At 58.6% G+C, this 15,780-nt stretch carries 14 protein-coding genes; 3 read left to right on the top strand and 11 right to left on the bottom strand.

Annotated elements, in window-relative coordinates:
- Positions 1–46: 46 nt before the first annotated feature.
- From acpP to yceD, 7 genes are all read right to left on the bottom strand, one after another.
- Positions 47–283, bottom strand: a complete 237-nt coding sequence (gene acpP, locus DR88_RS17090) for an acyl carrier protein (RefSeq protein WP_000103754.1) — start codon at positions 281–283, stop codon at positions 47–49.
- A gap of 210 nt (positions 284–493) precedes the next feature.
- Entirely contained in the window at positions 494–1,228 is a 735-nt protein-coding gene (gene fabG, locus DR88_RS17095) for a 3-oxoacyl-ACP reductase FabG (protein WP_002899294.1), read from the bottom strand.
- A gap of 12 nt (positions 1,229–1,240) precedes the next feature.
- Positions 1,241–2,170: an ACP S-malonyltransferase gene (gene fabD / locus DR88_RS17100; RefSeq protein WP_002899289.1), complete on the bottom strand. Its 930-nt coding sequence runs from the start codon at positions 2,168–2,170 to the stop codon at positions 1,241–1,243.
- A gap of 15 nt (positions 2,171–2,185) precedes the next feature.
- Positions 2,186–3,139 (bottom strand): beta-ketoacyl-ACP synthase III, encoded by a 954-nt coding sequence (locus DR88_RS17105; RefSeq protein ID WP_002899288.1) that lies wholly within the window; start codon positions 3,137–3,139, stop codon positions 2,186–2,188.
- Positions 3,140–3,192: 53 nt separating this feature from the next.
- Positions 3,193–4,290, bottom strand: a complete 1,098-nt coding sequence (gene plsX, locus DR88_RS17110) for a phosphate acyltransferase PlsX (RefSeq protein WP_004224085.1) — start codon at positions 4,288–4,290, stop codon at positions 3,193–3,195.
- A 203-nt stretch (positions 4,291–4,493) separates the two neighbouring features.
- Positions 4,494–4,667: a 50S ribosomal protein L32 gene (rpmF, locus tag DR88_RS17115; RefSeq protein ID WP_000290724.1), complete on the bottom strand. Its 174-nt coding sequence runs from the start codon at positions 4,665–4,667 to the stop codon at positions 4,494–4,496.
- Positions 4,668–4,683: 16 nt separating this feature from the next.
- The gene (gene yceD, locus DR88_RS17120) at positions 4,684–5,205 is read right to left on the bottom strand and encodes a 23S rRNA accumulation protein YceD (protein ID WP_002899276.1); all 522 of its coding nucleotides are present in this window, start codon (positions 5,203–5,205) and stop codon (positions 4,684–4,686) included.
- Positions 5,206–5,346: 141 nt separating this feature from the next.
- Here yceD and DR88_RS17125 point away from each other — a divergent pair, with 141 nt between their 5' ends.
- Positions 5,347–5,931 (top strand): Maf family protein, encoded by a 585-nt coding sequence (locus DR88_RS17125; RefSeq protein WP_002899273.1) that lies wholly within the window; start codon positions 5,347–5,349, stop codon positions 5,929–5,931.
- A gap of 36 nt (positions 5,932–5,967) precedes the next feature.
- Here DR88_RS17125 and rluC read toward each other — a convergent pair whose 3' ends face one another.
- Entirely contained in the window at positions 5,968–6,921 is a 954-nt protein-coding gene (gene rluC / locus DR88_RS17130; protein ID WP_002899271.1) for a 23S rRNA pseudouridine(955/2504/2580) synthase RluC, read from the bottom strand.
- Between the two features lie 699 nt (positions 6,922–7,620).
- Between rluC and rne the strand changes: the two genes are divergently transcribed.
- Entirely contained in the window at positions 7,621–10,854 is a 3,234-nt protein-coding gene (rne, locus tag DR88_RS17135; RefSeq protein WP_025860856.1) for a ribonuclease E, read from the top strand.
- A gap of 38 nt (positions 10,855–10,892) precedes the next feature.
- Here the strand turns inward: rne and DR88_RS17140 are convergent, their stop codons facing one another.
- Positions 10,893–11,921, bottom strand: coding sequence for a LysR family transcriptional regulator (locus tag DR88_RS17140; RefSeq protein ID WP_004147924.1), 1,029 nt, complete (start codon positions 11,919–11,921; stop codon positions 10,893–10,895).
- 16 nt (positions 11,922–11,937) lie between these two features.
- Here DR88_RS17140 and DR88_RS17145 point away from each other — a divergent pair, with 16 nt between their 5' ends.
- Positions 11,938–13,152, top strand: coding sequence for an MFS transporter (locus DR88_RS17145; protein ID WP_004147923.1), 1,215 nt, complete (start codon positions 11,938–11,940; stop codon positions 13,150–13,152).
- A gap of 54 nt (positions 13,153–13,206) precedes the next feature.
- Here the strand turns inward: DR88_RS17145 and murJ are convergent, their stop codons facing one another.
- Together murJ and DR88_RS17155 are read right to left on the bottom strand one after the other, a co-directional pair.
- On the bottom strand, positions 13,207–14,742 hold the full coding sequence (gene murJ / locus DR88_RS17150; protein ID WP_002899104.1) for a murein biosynthesis integral membrane protein MurJ: 1,536 nt from the start codon (positions 14,740–14,742) through the stop codon (positions 13,207–13,209).
- 111 nt (positions 14,743–14,853) lie between these two features.
- The gene (locus DR88_RS17155; protein ID WP_004140718.1) at positions 14,854–15,765 is read right to left on the bottom strand and encodes a Gfo/Idh/MocA family protein; all 912 of its coding nucleotides are present in this window, start codon (positions 15,763–15,765) and stop codon (positions 14,854–14,856) included.
- Positions 15,766–15,780 lie beyond the last annotated feature (15 nt).

Here is a 15,780-nt window from a genome sequence, read left to right as displayed (position 1 = left end):
AAAAGATAAAACTCAGGCGGTCGAATGACCGCCTGGAGATGTTCACTTACGCCTGGTGGCCGTTGATGTAATCAATGGCAGCCTGAACGGTGGTGATTTTCTCAGCTTCTTCGTCCGGAATCTCAGTATCAAACTCTTCTTCCAGAGCCATTACCAGCTCAACGGTGTCAAGAGAATCAGCGCCCAGGTCTTCAACGAAGGAAGCATTGTTGGTAACTTCTTCCTGCTTAACGCCCAGCTGCTCGCCGATAATTTTCTTAACGCGTTCTTCGATAGTGCTCATACTCTTAAATTTCCTATCAAAACTCGCTTTCGCGATGGTTTTCGTAGTGTATAAAATGTTGAAAAATTTGCAACTAAATCCCGGCAGGTCTTACCACGATTTTGCGCTATTTTGAGGCCGTTTGCCCTAAGAACGCAAATCTTTTCGCACAAAACCGCACAGAGAACCGTGCGAAGTGCGCGGTTCCTGAACGTTTTGCACAAATCTCGGTCAGACCATGTACATTCCGCCGTTGACGTGCAGCGTTTCACCAGTGATGTAACTTGCTTCGTCAGAGGCTAAAAATGCAACCGCGCTGGCGATTTCATTTGGGGTGCCAAGGCGCCCCGCAGGAACTGCCGCCAGCGTACCCGCACGCTGCTCATCGGTCAGCGCACGCGTCATGTCCGTTTCAATAAAGCCCGGAGCAACAACGTTTACAGTAATACCGCGGGACGCAACTTCACGCGCCAGTGATTTACTGAAGCCGATCAGACCCGCTTTCGCCGCGGCGTAGTTGGCCTGACCCGCATTTCCCATGGTACCAACCACAGAACCGATAGTGATAATACGTCCATGACGCTTTTTCATCATAGCGCGCATTACCGCTTTTGACAGACGGAAAACCGATGACAGGTTGGTTTCGATAATATCGTTCCACTCGTCATCTTTCATGCGCATTAACAGATTGTCGCGAGTGATCCCGGCATTATTCACCAGGATATCCACTTCGCCAAACTCTGCGCGCACATTTTCCAGAACAGATTCAATAGATGCCGGGTCGGTCACATTCAACATCAGACCTTTACCATTGGCGCCTAAATAGTCGCTGATCGCCTGCGCGCCGCTTTCGCTGGTCGCAGTACCGATAACTTTCGCGCCACGGGCGACGAGCGTTTCAGCGATGGCACGGCCAATACCGCGGCTTGCACCGGTAACCAGCGCGATTTTTCCTTCAAAACTCATGGTTTTCCTCTTTTATTGCTCAAGCGCCGCAGACATCGCCGCCGGCTCGTTAAGCGCGGAAGCGGTCAGGGTGTCAACAATACGTTTGGTCAGGCCGGTGAGGACTTTACCCGGGCCAACCTCATACAGATGCGATACGCCCTCGGCAGCCATAAACTCAACGGTTTTGGTCCACTGCACCGGGCTGTACAGCTGGCGCACCAGCGCGTCGCGAATGGCGTCCGGCGCGGTTTCGCACTTCACGTCGACGTTATTCACCACCGGAATCGTCGGCGCGTTGAAGGTGATCTTCTGCAGCTCTACCGCCAGTTTTTCTGCGGCTGGCTTCATCAGCGCGCAGTGGGACGGCACGCTCACCGGCAGCGGCAACGCGCGTTTGGCGCCGGCGGCTTTACAGGCGGCGCCAGCGCGTTCAACGGCCTCTTTGTGCCCGGCGATAACCACCTGGCCCGGAGAATTGTAGTTCACCGGAGAGACCACCTGCCCTTCGGCAGACTCTTCACAGGCTTTGGCGATAGCGGCGTCGTCCAGACCGATAATCGCGGACATGGCGCCGGTACCTTCCGGTACGGCTTCCTGCATGAATTTACCACGCAGCTCAACCAGGCGAACGGCATCAGCGAAACCGATAACGCCCGCGCATACCAGCGCGGAGTATTCGCCGAGGCTGTGACCCGCCAGCAGCGCTGGCGCTTTGCCGCCCTGCTGTTGCCAGACGCGGTACAGCGCCACGGAGGCGGCGAGCAGCGCCGGTTGAGTCTGCCAGGTCTTATTCAGTTCTTCTGCCGGGCCCTGTTGCGTCAGCGCCCACAGATCGTAACCCAACGCTGCGGAAGCTTCACCGAAGGTCTCTTCAATGACCGGCCAGGCGGCAGCCATTTCGGCCAGCATGCCTACGGCCTGAGAGCCCTGCCCCGGGAACACAAATGCGAATTGCGTCATGTTTAAATCCTTATACTAAAAACGAACCAGCGCGGAACCCCAGGTGAAACCGCCACCAAAGGCTTCCAGCAAAATCAGCTGACCGCGCTGAATACGGCCATCGCGGACGGCCTCATCCAGCGCGCAAGGGACTGACGCCGCGGAGGTGTTGCCATGGCGGTCGAGGGTCACAACGACGTTATCCATCGACATACCCAGTTTCTTCGCCGTCGCGCTGATAATACGCAGGTTAGCCTGATGCGGCACCAGCCAGTCCAGCGCTGAACGTTCAAGATTATTCGCTGCCAGCGTCTCATCAACGATGTGCGCCAGCTCGGTGACCGCCACTTTGAAGACTTCGTTGCCGGCCATCGTCAGATAGATCGGGTTTTCCGGATCGACGCGATCGGCGTTCGGCAGGGTCAGCAGTTCGCCATAGCTGCCGTCGGCATGCAGATGCGTCGAAATAATGCCCGGCTCTTCGGAGGCGCCCAGCACAACCGCGCCGGCGCCGTCGCCGAAAATAATAATCGTTCCGCGATCCGCCGGATCGCAGGTGCGCGCCAGCACATCGGCGCCAACAACCAGCGCATAATCTACCGCGCCGTTCTTCACATACTGATCGGCGACGCTTAGCGCATAGGTGAAACCGGCGCAGGCGGCGGCGACATCAAACGCCGGGCAACCCTTAACGCCCAGCATTGACTGGATCTGGCATGCAGAACTCGGAAACGCGTGCGTGCCGGAGGTGGTCGCAACGATAATCAGACCAATTTGCTCCGCGGACACGCCCGCCATCGCCAGCGCCTGCTTTGCGGCTTCAAAGCCCATCGTAGCAACTGTTTCATGCGCTGCGGCAATACGACGCTCACGGATACCTGTGCGGGTGACAATCCACTCGTCAGAGGTTTCTACCATTTTTTCCAGGTCGGCGTTTGTACGCACTTGCTCGGGCAGATAGCTGCCGGTACCAATAATCTTCGTATACATGTACGCTCAGTCACTCTTGGGTGATATACCCGCCTCGTTCAACCGCCGCGGCGTCAATCGTGGCCATTCGTCCCGCTTTGCTGTCGGGCGTTCACGTCACTGTCGCTTTCCGGCAGCTCGAAACCAGCTGGGTATAAAGATTCCAGGCGCGCGGCGATCCGCTGAGGGATCTGCCGCTGCACCGCCTGCACTGCCTGCTCTATCGCGACGCTAAAGGCGCGTTGATTGGCAGCACCATGACTCTTGATCACGGAACCGCGCAATCCTAACAGACAGGCGCCATTATACTGGTCGGGGTTGAGGTGACTGAATCGCCTCGCCAGGCTTTTTTGTAACCAACGTTTTAGTAACAGCAGCCACCACGACCGTTTTTTGCCCTCTCCCTGAGATTTCAGCAGTGAAAGGAACATTCTGACAACACCTTCCATGGTTTTTAATGTGACGTTGCCCGTGAATCCATCACAAACCAGCACATCGGTTTTTCCGGTCAACAGTTCATTGGCTTCAAGATAGCCGATGTAGTTGAGGGAAGGCAGCGTTTTGAGCACTGCGGCAGCATCGCGGATGCTGCCGAGGCCTTTCATCTCTTCTTCGCCGATGTTCAACAAAGCGACGCGGGGGTTGGCAATGCCGACCACTTCTTCCGCCAGCACCGCGCCCATTACCGCGAACTGCACCAGCATCGTGCTGTCGCAATCGACGTTGGCGCCGAGATCCAGCACCACGGTTTTGCCCTTCTGCTGGTGCGGTAAAACCGTCACCAGCGCCGGCCGCTCAATACCTTCGATCGGTTTGAGCAGCAGTTTCGCCAGACCCATCAGCGCGCCGGTGTTGCCAGCGCTGACGCAGGCTTGCGCCCGCCCTTCTTTCACAAGCTCCAGCGCCACGCGCATTGAGCTTCCGCGACTGCTGCGGATAGCCTGCGCGGGTCGCGCATCACTGGCAATAACTGACTGCGCAGGAATAATCTGCAGACGCGAACGTTGTTCGAAGTCAGCTTTGGCGAGTAATGGCGTGATGGCGTCGGGATCGCCGACTAAAAGAAGTGTGAGTTGCGAATTAGAGTTCAGTGCCTGCAGTGCTGCAGGCACCGTCACGGATGGGCCGAAATCGCCCCCCATGACATCTAACGCCAGGGTTAGACGTGTCAAGGTATCGTCGCTGCCCGGTTCGGTGATTCCCCAGTTGCCCGGGGAGTCCTCACTAAGCTTCATCACGCTGGCACCCGCGAATATTCACGCTGCAGACGCAACAATCCGGGCATAAATGCCCCCAGCGACCGGGTTAACCGAGTTTCCAGGGACGCACACGCCCGCCATGGCCTGCAACGGGAAATCCTGCGAGTATCGCGTGATTACTTAGCGATAACCTTGCGACCGCGGTAGAAACCGTCGGCAGTGATGTGGTGACGCAGGTGTTTCTCACCAGAAGTTTTGTCTACAGACAGGCTGGTGACTGCGGTCAGCGCGTCATGGGAACGACGCATGCCACGTTTGGAACGGGTTGGTTTATTCTGTTGTACGGCCATGGACCTTACTCCTCAATTACTTACGCTTTAAGCTGGCTAATACGGCAAATGGGTTTGGTTTTTGTGCCTCTTCAGGCAGTTCGCCAAAGACCATGTCCGCGTCGGACACTTCACAGTGTTCAGAATCATGCACCGGAACTACGGGCAGGGAGAGGATAATTTCATCCTCGACCATTGCCTGCAGGTCGATTTCACCGAATTCGTTAACCTCAATCGGCTCATACGCTTCCGGTAGTGCTTCGGCCTGTTCGTCATTTCTGACGGGGCTAAAACAATACGTGGTGTGGACGTGATGGGAGAACGGTTTCCCGCAACGCTGGCATTCGAGAGTTACCGTTACCTTTGCATCGCCAGTAATAACGGCGAGACGCTGGTTATCGATAGCGAACGACATGCTGCATTCCACATCGCTGTCCACGCTGACTACAGAATCGGTTACACGTTCAACCTGATCGCGGGCATAGATGCCTTCGTAATCAAGGCGTTTTTGAGCCGTGCGTACCGGATCAAGAGTCAGGGGTAATTTTACCTTTTGCATAGGGCGCGCATATTAACTTTGTAATGTCATAGAGTCAAAGAAAAAGGCAGCCTCAGGTTGCCTTTTGCCATTTATTCGCACACATTGCGGCGCATAGTTTAAGATGATGCTCTGCGAAGCGCTATATGTGGATGAAAAAATATGTCTGATCTTATCCTCGCGTCAACCTCTCCCTGGCGGCGCATGCTGCTGGAAAAACTGGGTTTACCGTTTGAATGTGCCGCGCCTGACGTAGACGAAACGCCCCGGCCTGATGAATCCGCACGTCAGCTTGTCACCCGACTGGCGCAGGCCAAAGCGCAAAGTCTGGCCACACGCTTCCCTAATCACCTTATTATAGGCTCCGATCAGGTTTGCGTACTGGACGGTGAAATCACCGGCAAACCGCACACCGAGGAAAATGCCCGCAGGCAGTTAAGAAAGGCCAGCGGGTCAATCATTACCTTTTATACCGGACTGGCGCTGTACAACTCTGCCAGCGGCCATCTGCAAACCGAATGCGAACCCTTTGACGTTCACTTTCGCCATCTCAGTGATAAAGAGATAGAAGGCTATGTGCGCAAAGAGAACCCGCTGCAGTGCGCCGGGAGTTTCAAGAGCGAAGGATTGGGCATTACGCTGTTCGAACGGCTGGAAGGCCGCGACCCGAACACCCTGGTCGGTTTACCCTTAATCGCGCTCTGTCAGATGTTGCGCCGTGAAAACTACAACCCGCTGTTAGGCTGAGGCAAAAAAACGGCGGAACTGATTCCGCCGTTGCGCTTATTTGCTCTTCCGTAGCACCTGTAAACAGTGCTTCAGCTGGTTGTCCAGCGGCGCCTCAACGCGCATCACCTCCCCGCTCCCCGGGTGGGTAAACTTCAGCGCCGCCGCGTGCAGGAACAGGCGGTTTAAGCCGGTAGCGGACAGCTGCTTGTCGAACTCGCGGTCGCCATAGCGGTCGTCAAAAGCGATAGGATGGCCGGCATACTGGGTATGAACGCGGATCTGATGCGTGCGGCCGGTGACCGGGCTGCAGCGCACCAGCGTGGCGAATTCGTAACGCTCTTCCACTTTAAAGCGCGTCTCCGACGGCTTGCCTTCCTGACTCACGCGAACGATGCGCTCCCCGCTCTGCAGAATATTCTTCAACAGCGGGGCCTGGACCACTTTGGTATGCGACTGCCACTGGCCGCGCACCAGCGCCAGATAATCTTTCTGCATGCCTTTATCGCGCAGTTGCTCGTGCAGCGAACGCAGCGCTGAGCGCTTTTTCGCCACCAGCAGCACGCCGGAGGTATCCCGGTCGAGACGATGCACCAGCTCAAGGAAGCGCGCCTCCGGGCGCAGGGCACGGAGCCCTTCAATCACGCCGAAGCTCAGGCCGCTGCCGCCGTGTACCGCAGTACCAGAAGGCTTATTGAGCACCAGAATATGATCGTCTTCATAGAGGATCACCTCAGAGAGCGCGGCCACTTTCTGCAGGTGCGGCGATACCGCCTCTTCTTCACGCTCCGCCACGCGTACCGGCGGGATACGGACTTCATCGCCCGCTTCCAGCTTATACTCCGGCTTCACGCGCTTTTTGTTTACCCGCACCTCGCCTTTACGCAGGATGCGATAAATCATGCTCTTCGGTACGCCTTTCAATTGCGTACGCAAAAAGTTGTCGATACGTTGCCCCGCTTCATCAGCAGCAATGGCAACCATTTTTACGGTTGGGGTCTCAGTTTTCATGGTGCGCGATTCTAAATAGCCGGACGCATTAGCGCCACTCATTTTTATATGCTTATATTTATCATTATCCTGTTTTCACGGTTTACCTGACCGCCATTTTGTTTGTTATTAGAACAATCTGTATGGGCAGGTGATAAAACTGTGAGTAACCGGGTGATAAAAGGTGAAAGTCAACTTGCTATAACAAGGTTAGCAATGGAATAATGAGACCGTTTTCCGTATTGCATCTTGTTAGAACAAGACATTAGCGGAATGACCAATTTTGTCTGACCGATCGCCCACGCAGCAATGGCGTAAGACGTTGTGATCTTTCAGACAGTTAGCGGGCTGCGGGTTGCAGTCCTTACCGGTACAGGCTCTATGGATTTCAAGTCGCAGGAAGGCGTCAACTCCGGGACTCCCGGGAGCTCATCTGGATCGCCAGATCGAGGTGAGCAGGTTAAGCCACCATGCCTGCAACGCGAAAGACGACGAGTATAAATGGAATATTCTCTGGTGATACATCCCAGGCTGTTCCCCTGAATAATTGCGCTGTGTTTCCGTTTGAAACACAGGCGACCGACACTCTGCGCCTCTTAAGCGCGCGACAACCGTGAGGTTGGCGACGTGAACCAGACACGAGGCCATCGGTTTTCCCCCGGAAAGGCATTACTCTGCCCGCAGCTTAGTCGTCAATGTAAGAATAATGAGTAAGTTACGATGAAAAGAATGTTAATCAACGCAACTCAGCAGGAAGAGTTGCGCGTCGCCCTTGTTGATGGGCAGCGCCTGTACGACCTGGATATCGAAAGCCCCGGGCACGAACAGAAAAAAGCGAACATCTACAAAGGCAAAATCACCCGCATTGAACCCAGCCTTGAAGCCGCGTTTGTTGATTACGGCGCCGAGCGTCATGGTTTCCTCCCCCTCAAAGAAATCGCCCGCGAATACTTCCCCGCCAACTACAATGCGCATGGTCGTCCTAATATCAAAGACGTACTGCGGGAAGGTCAGGAAGTTATCGTGCAGATTGATAAAGAAGAACGCGGCAACAAAGGCGCTGCGCTCACCACCTTTATCAGCCTGGCGGGCAGCTATCTGGTACTGATGCCGAACAACCCGCGCGCCGGGGGAATTTCCCGCCGTATCGAGGGCGACGACCGTACCGAACTGAAAGAAGCGCTGGCGAGCCTGGAGCTTCCGGACGGCATGGGCCTGATCGTTCGCACCGCTGGCGTCGGCAAATCCGCCGAAGCCCTGCAGTGGGACCTGAGCTTCCGCCTGAAGCACTGGGAAGCGATTCAGAAAGCCGCGGAAAGCCGTCCGGCGCCGTTCCTGATCCACCAGGAAAGCAACGTCATTGTCCGCGCCTTCCGTGACTACCTGCGCCAGGACATCGGCGAAATCCTGATCGATAACCCGAAAGTGCTTGAGCTGGCGCGCCAGCATATCGCCGCGCTGGGTCGTCCGGATTTCAGCAGCAAAATCAAACTGTACACCGGTGAAATCCCGCTGTTCAGCCATTATCAGATCGAATCGCAAATTGAGTCCGCCTTCCAGCGCGAAGTGCGCCTGCCTTCCGGCGGGTCTATCGTTATCGATAGCACCGAAGCGCTGACCGCGATCGATATCAACTCCGCCCGCGCCACCCGCGGCGGCGATATCGAAGAGACAGCCTTCAATACCAACCTCGAAGCGGCTGACGAAATTGCCCGCCAGCTGCGTCTGCGCGACCTCGGCGGCCTGATCGTTATCGACTTCATCGATATGACCCCGGTTCGCCACCAGCGCGCCGTGGAGAATCGTCTGCGCGAAGCCGTCCGTCAGGACCGGGCGCGCATTCAGATCAGCCATATTTCGCGCTTCGGCCTGCTGGAGATGTCCCGTCAGCGCCTGAGCCCGTCGCTGGGCGAGTCCAGCCACCACGTCTGCCCGCGCTGCTCCGGCACCGGCACCGTGCGTGATAACGAATCGCTGTCGCTCTCTATTCTGCGTCTGATCGAAGAAGAAGCGCTGAAAGAGAATACCAAAGAAGTCCACGCCATTGTTCCGGTACCGATCGCCTCCTATCTGCTGAACGAAAAACGTGCCGCAGTGAGCGCTATCGAATCCCGTCAGGGCGATGTGCGCGTTATTATCGTGCCAAACGACGAAATGCAAACGCCGCACTACTCCGTCCTGCGCGTGCGCAAAGGTGAAGAAACCTCAACGCTGAGCTATCTGCTGCCGAAGCTGCATGAAGAAGAGATGGCGCTGCCAGGCGACGATGAGCCGGCGGAGCGGAAACGTCCGGAACAGCCGGCCCTGGCCGCTTTTGTCATGCCAGATGCGCCGCCAGCCCCGATGCTCGAAGAGCCTGCCGCCGCGCCTGTCGCCGCAGCGGCACCGGTCGCGGCCGCCGCACCGGCGCAGCCTGGCCTGCTCTCACGCTTCTTCAGCGCGCTGAAGAATATCTTCTCTGGCGCCGAAGAGGCCAAACCGGCTGAAGTTCAGGTCGAGAAGAAAGCGGAAGAAAAACCGGAGCGTCAGCAGGAGCGTCGTAAACCGCGCGCCAACAACCGCCGCGACCGCAACGACCGCCGTGATAACCGCGACAATCGTGACAACCGCGATAACCGTGACAATCGCGACACCCGTGCGGACAATGCCGAGGGCCGTGAACCGCGCGAATCGCGTGAAGAGAACCGTCGCAACCGTCGCGAGAAGCCGTCGCAGAACGTGGAAGCCCGTGATGTTCGCCAATCCTCAGGCGACGACGCGGAGAAAGCGAAATCCCGTGACGAGCAGCAGCCGCGCCGCGAACGCACCCGCCGCCGCAATGACGACAAACGTCAGGCGCAGCAGGAAGCCAAAGCGCAGACTCGCGAAGAGCCGGTTGTGCAGGAGACGAAGCAGGAAGAGCGTGTACAAACTCTGCCGCGTCGTAAACCGCGCCAGCTGGCACAGAAAGTGCGCGTTGAGTCCGCTGTCGTCGAGCCAGTTGCCGAGATCGTGCCAGAAGCCGTAGTGGCTGAAGTTATCGCTCCGCACAGCGAGCCGGTGAAAGCCGAGCTGCCGGCAGGGGTGGAGAGCGTGGCGGACCAGGACGAAAATGGCGAATCCCGTGAAGCGAACGGTATGCCGCGTCGCTCACGTCGCTCCCCGCGTCACCTGCGCGTCAGCGGTCAGCGTCGTCGTCGCTATCGTGACGAACGCTATCCGACCCAGTCGCCTATGCCGCTGACCGTAGCCTGCGCATCGCCGGAGATGGCTTCCGGTAAAGTCTGGATCCGCTACCCGGTGGTTCGTCCGCAGGATCAGCAGCCGGAAGAGGTTCAGGTTCAGGAAGCCAGCGTCGCGAAAACTGTCGAGGCCGTAGCGGCCCCGGTTGCCGTCGTTGAAACCGTTACCGCTGCTCCGGTCACCGTCGAGCCGGCTACCATGGAACCAGCAACCGCTGAGCCGGTAGTCGTCGAGCCGGTAGCGGCCGCCGAGCCGCTGGTCGTTGATGCTGCGGAAGTTGCCGCGCCAGCAGCCGTCGAGCCAGCGCCTCAGGAGCCGGTCACCGAAGCACCGGCTGTCGAAGCGCCTCAGGCTATCGCGCCAGTGACGCTCGACGCCGAGCCGGTGGTGGTAGAACCTGAAGCGGTGGAAACGACGCCTGTCGTTGCAGCGCCAGTGGAAACCATCGCCCCGGCCGCAGAAACCGTGGAGCAAGCGCCAGTGATCGAAGCGGCCCCTGCCGAACCGGTCAAAGCCGAGCCCCCGGTGAGCAAGCCGGTCGTAGTGGCGGGTCATCGCCATGCCACCGCGCCAATGACCCGTGCGCCAGCTCCGGACTATGTCCCGGAAGCACCGCGTCACAGCACCTGGGTGCGCCCGCCGTTCGCCTTTGAAGGTAAAGGCGCCGCCGGTGGTCATAGCGCGACCCATAAAGCCGCCGCTGAACCGACTCGCCCACAGCCCGTCGAATAAGCGTGCTTAATAAAAAAACCGGCCTTTGGCCGGTTTTTTTATGCGCTTTGCGGACGCTGCATCCCGGCGAGATCCGGCATGATCTCCCGCATCAGGTCGAGGAACTTACGCAGGCGTGTCGGGTAATAGCGCGCCCAGGGATAAACCAGATGAACCGGCAGCGAGGCGGGTCGCCACTGCGGGAACAGCTCAATCAGCCGTCCGGCGGCAATATCCTCCACGACCGTCCAGCTGGACACCATCGCCACCCCCAGCCCCGCCAGCGCGGTGTTGCGCGCGACGTAAAGACTGTCAGTGCTCAGACAGGGAGTAATCGCTGTAGAGACAATCTGCCCGCTTGCCTGATGCCTGAGCCGTACCTCATGCTGATAAAAGGTATTAATGGCGATCCATGGCAGGCCCGATAACGCCTCCAGCGAGGTTAACGGCGGATACTTCGCCAGCAGCTCAGGAGAAGCCACTACGCAGCGCGGCACTTCCGCCAGCAGTACGGATACCGTTGCTGGATCCACCTCCGCCCCCACGCGAATAGCGCAGTCGATATTATCGCTGAGGAAGTCGACGGTATTATCGTTTAGCATCCACTCCACCGACAGCTGCGGATGGCGCTGTAGAAATGCCACCAGCGGCGCCAGCAGCTGCTGCTGGCCAAACGCGTGGGGCGCCCGCACTCGCAGAACGCCCACCGGCCGATCGTCGGCAATACGCAGGTCATCCTCCAGCGCCAGCCAGGCGTCCACCACCTGACGGGCGTGACGATAACAGCGTTCGCCATCGTCAGTGAGCTTCATCGCATGGGTGGTGCGCAGGATCAGCTTAACCCCCAGCAGCCCTTCAAGGGACTGCAGGCGGCGGCTGACGGTCGCCTGGGTAGTGTCCATCTGCCCTGCGGCGGCGGAGAGCGATCCGGCCTCTACGATGCGGATATAGGTGCGCATCAGCTCAATGCGGTCTATACGCTCTTGTCTTTTCATTTTCCTTTTGCCTATACGTACTACGTATAACCGTTTTACCACCAGCCCGGCTACCGCGCCAGTCGCGTTCAGGGAAAAATAGCCCCATCGCATCTATGAGGCATTGAACATGACACCGACTTCCCTTTCCACCCGCGACGCAGGCTGGATTATCTTCATTCTCGCACTCGGCGCCGGCTTTAGCGTCGCCTCTATTTACTACGCGCAGCCGCTGCTGCCGTTGATGGGCGCCAATCTCCACCTGACTGTAGAAGGTATGGGTCTGGTCCCTACCCTGACGCAGGCGGGTTATGCGCTCGGCATTCTGTTCCTGCTCCCGCTCGGCGACCGCCACGATCGCCGCCGGCTGATCCTGGTGAAAAGCGCGCTGCTGGCGCTCCTGCTGCTCCTGTGCAGCCTCACCGGCCAGCTCAGCTCACTGCTGGTGGTCAGTCTGCTGATCGGTATGGCGGCGACCATGGCGCAGGATATCGTCCCGGCGGCGGCGATCCTCGCCCCGGCGGGCAAGCAGGGAAAAATGGTGGGCACCGTGATGACCGGGCTGCTGCTGGGGATCCTGCTCTCCCGGACGGTCAGCGGCGTGGTGGGCGCCGTATTCGGCTGGCGGGTGATGTATCAGGCGGCGGCGGTCAGCGTCGCGCTGATTGGCCTGGTAATGTGGCGCGTCCTGCCGCGCTTCGCTGTGCACTCGACGCTGAGCTATCCGCAGCTGATGGCCTCGATGGCGCATCTGTGGCAGCGTTACCCGGCATTACGCCGCGCCGCGCTAGCTCAGGGCGCGCTCTCCATCGCCTTTAGCGCCTTCTGGTCGACGCTGGCGGTGATGCTCTCCGAACACTATCACATGGGCAGCGCAGTAGCGGGCGGTTTCGGTATCGCCGGGGCCGCCGGGGCGCTGGCCGCGCCGCTTGCCGGCGGTCTGGCCGATAAATTTGGCGCCGGTAAGGTGACACAGATGGGTGCGGCGCTGGTCACCCTCTCCTTTGCCCTGATGTTTGTGCTGCCGCTGCTGCCAGTGCACGCTCAGTTGGCGCTGATTGCCCTGTCGGCGATTGGCTTTGACCTTGGCCTGCAGTCAAGCCTGGTGGCGCATCAGAACCTGGTATATGGCCTTGAGCCACAGGCCCGCGGCCGCCTCAACGCCCTGCTGTTCACCGTGGTGTTTATCGGGATGTCGCTGGGATCGGTGCTGGGCAGTAAGCTGTACGTGCTGGCCGGCTGGAACGGAGTGGTCACGCTGGCAGTGATCACTGGCGCGCTAGCCCTGGCGATCCGCCTGCTGGAGAATGCCCGCATCCTCGCTGCCGAACGCAGCGCATCATAAAAAAAACCCCGCTTCGCCTGAGGCGAAGCGGGGTTTTTCTACCCTCACAACCGCTTACGCCGTGCGACGGACAAACTCTTTCACGCGGAAGCCCAGCACCAGCAGCGTGGCGAAATAGGCTACCACCCCGGCGATAACCACCGCCAGCAAACGCATCAGACGGAACGGCATCGTCCCCAGCGACCACTCAGGCATGAGATGCATGACGCCCAGCAGCGCCGCGGCCATAACCAGCACTGCAATAATCAGACGCAGCAGGAAGGCCAACCAGCCTGGCTGCGGGGTGAAAATTTTCTGTTTACGCAGCTGCCAGTAGAGCAGCGCGGCGTTCAGGCAGGCCGCCAGGCCGATGGACAGCGACAGACCCGCATGCTTCAGCGGGCCGATAAACGCCAGGTTCATTACCTGGGTCATAATCAGGGTGATAATAGCAATCTTGACCGGGGTCTTGATGTCCTGACGGGAATAGAAGCCCGGCGCCAGCACTTTCACCACGATAAGGCCCATCAGCCCCACGGAATAAGCCACCAGCGCGCGCTGGGTCATCGCCGCGTCAAAGGCGCTGAATTTGCCGTACTGGAACAGAGCCACGGTCAGCGGTTTGGCGAGGATCCCCAGCGCCACCGCGCTCGGCAGCGCCAGCAGAAAACAGAGACGCAGTCCCCAGTCCATCAGCCGGCAATACTCGTCATGGTTACCGCTGGCGAAGCTTTTTGACAGCGATGGCAGCAGGATAGTGCCGAGCGCCACGCCCAGCACGCCGGAGGGAAACTCCATCAGGCGGTCGGCATAATACATCCACGACACCGAGCCCGACACGAGGAATGAGGCGAAAATGGTATTGATGATAAGGGAGATCTGGCTTACCGACACGCCAAGGATCGCCGGTCCCATCTGCTTCACCACCCGCATCGCGCCGGCATCTTTCAGATTAATTCGCGGCAGGACCAGCATGCCAATCTTCTTCAGATGCGGCAGCTGGTAAGCCAGCTGCAGCACGCCGCCGACCGTCACCGCCCAGGCCAGCGCCAGCACCGGCGGATGGAAATATGGCGCGGCAAACAGCGCAAAGCCAATCATACTGACGTTGAGGAACGTCGGCGCAAAGGCCGGCACCGAGAAGCGGTTCCAGGTATTGAGGATCGCCCCCACCAGCGAAGCCAGGGAGATCAGCAAAATATAGGGAAAGGTAATACGCAGCAGCTGGGTGGTTAGCGCAAACTTATCGGCGGTATCGGCAAAGCCGGGCGCAGTAATGGTGATTACCCACGGCGCCGCCAGCATCCCGATAACGGTAACGATAGCCAGGGCCAGGGTCAGCAGCCCGGAGACGTATGAGACAAACACGCGGGTGGCATCTTCGCCCTGCTTGCTTTTATATTCGGCAAGGATCGGCACAAACGCCTGTGAGAAGGCGCCTTCGGCAAAAATACGCCGCAGCAGGTTAGGCAGTTTGAAGGCGACAAAAAAGGCATCAGTCGCCATCCCGGCGCCAAAAATACGCGCCACAATCGCATCGCGGGCAAAGCCCAGCACGCGCGAAAACATGGTCATCGAACTGACTGCCGCCAGTGATTTTAAAAGGTTCATTACGCTGTTATTCCAAACCCTGGAGTAAAACGCCCGCAAATGCGGGCGCTGGAAAGTGGCGATAGTCTACCGGGTTCAACATGAATTACTACTGTCAGTTGTTACAATGGATTATTCGCTAATGGCGTCGCGCCACAGTTTCTCAACGATCCGCTGAGCCAGCAGCGCCTGTTCGCCTGCAGTTTCAGGAACTGTCTGATTTTGCACGCATTCGATAAAATGGCGCGCGCAGCCGACAAAGCCGCGCTGCTCAAGGGTGGTTTGCCAGCCGGCAACCGGGCGCTGGACCACGCCATGACCGCACTCCTCCTGCCATTCGCGCATCTCGCTGACGGCATATAGCCCGCCATCCGTGACCGCCTGCACCCACTCGCGCTGGCTGCCTGCGCGACGATGCATGCTGGTGGTGACCTGCAGCCGGGGCGAACTGAACTGATGTTCGGCATAGAGCATTTCGCCCTGCGGGGTGATCTTCAGCGCGCCGCCGCGCAGACGCGCCTGACCGTCGGCCAGCCATAGCGCGGTATCCACCACATGCAGATAGTCATCAAGCAGCGTAAAGCGCAGATCGTTGCCGACGCTATCGCTACGGTGTTTATCCATCCGCAGCGAGGCCGCCTCGCCCAGCCGCCCCTTCAGCTCCCGATAGAGCGGCGCGAAGCGGCGATTGAAACCGACCATCAACGTCAGTCGACGTCGCGCCGCCAGCTCGACCAGCGTCTCCGCCTCACTCAGCTTGTCCGCCAATGGTTTATCCACACAAACATGAACCCCGGCATTCAGTAAGTGATTCACTACTTCATAATGTGAAGCCGTCGAGGTATGGACAAAGACCGCATCGCACTGTGCCGCCAGGGCATCGAGGGAATCAGCGTATGGCATCCGCCAGGTTTCGCAGATCCGTAGCGCCTTCTCTTTACCCGGCGACCAGGCCGCCTGCAGCGTCCAGCTTTCCGCCGCCCCCAGCACCGGCAGCCACGCTTTCTGCGCAATGCTGCCTAAGCCGACCACCCCAATGCGCAATCTTGTCCCCACGTT

Origin of the sequence: Klebsiella pneumoniae, from assembly GCF_000742135.1 — a bacterium.
In the GTDB taxonomy this organism is placed as follows: domain Bacteria; phylum Pseudomonadota; class Gammaproteobacteria; order Enterobacterales; family Enterobacteriaceae; genus Klebsiella; species Klebsiella pneumoniae.
This window is presented reverse-complemented; position numbering and strand designations above follow the sequence as displayed.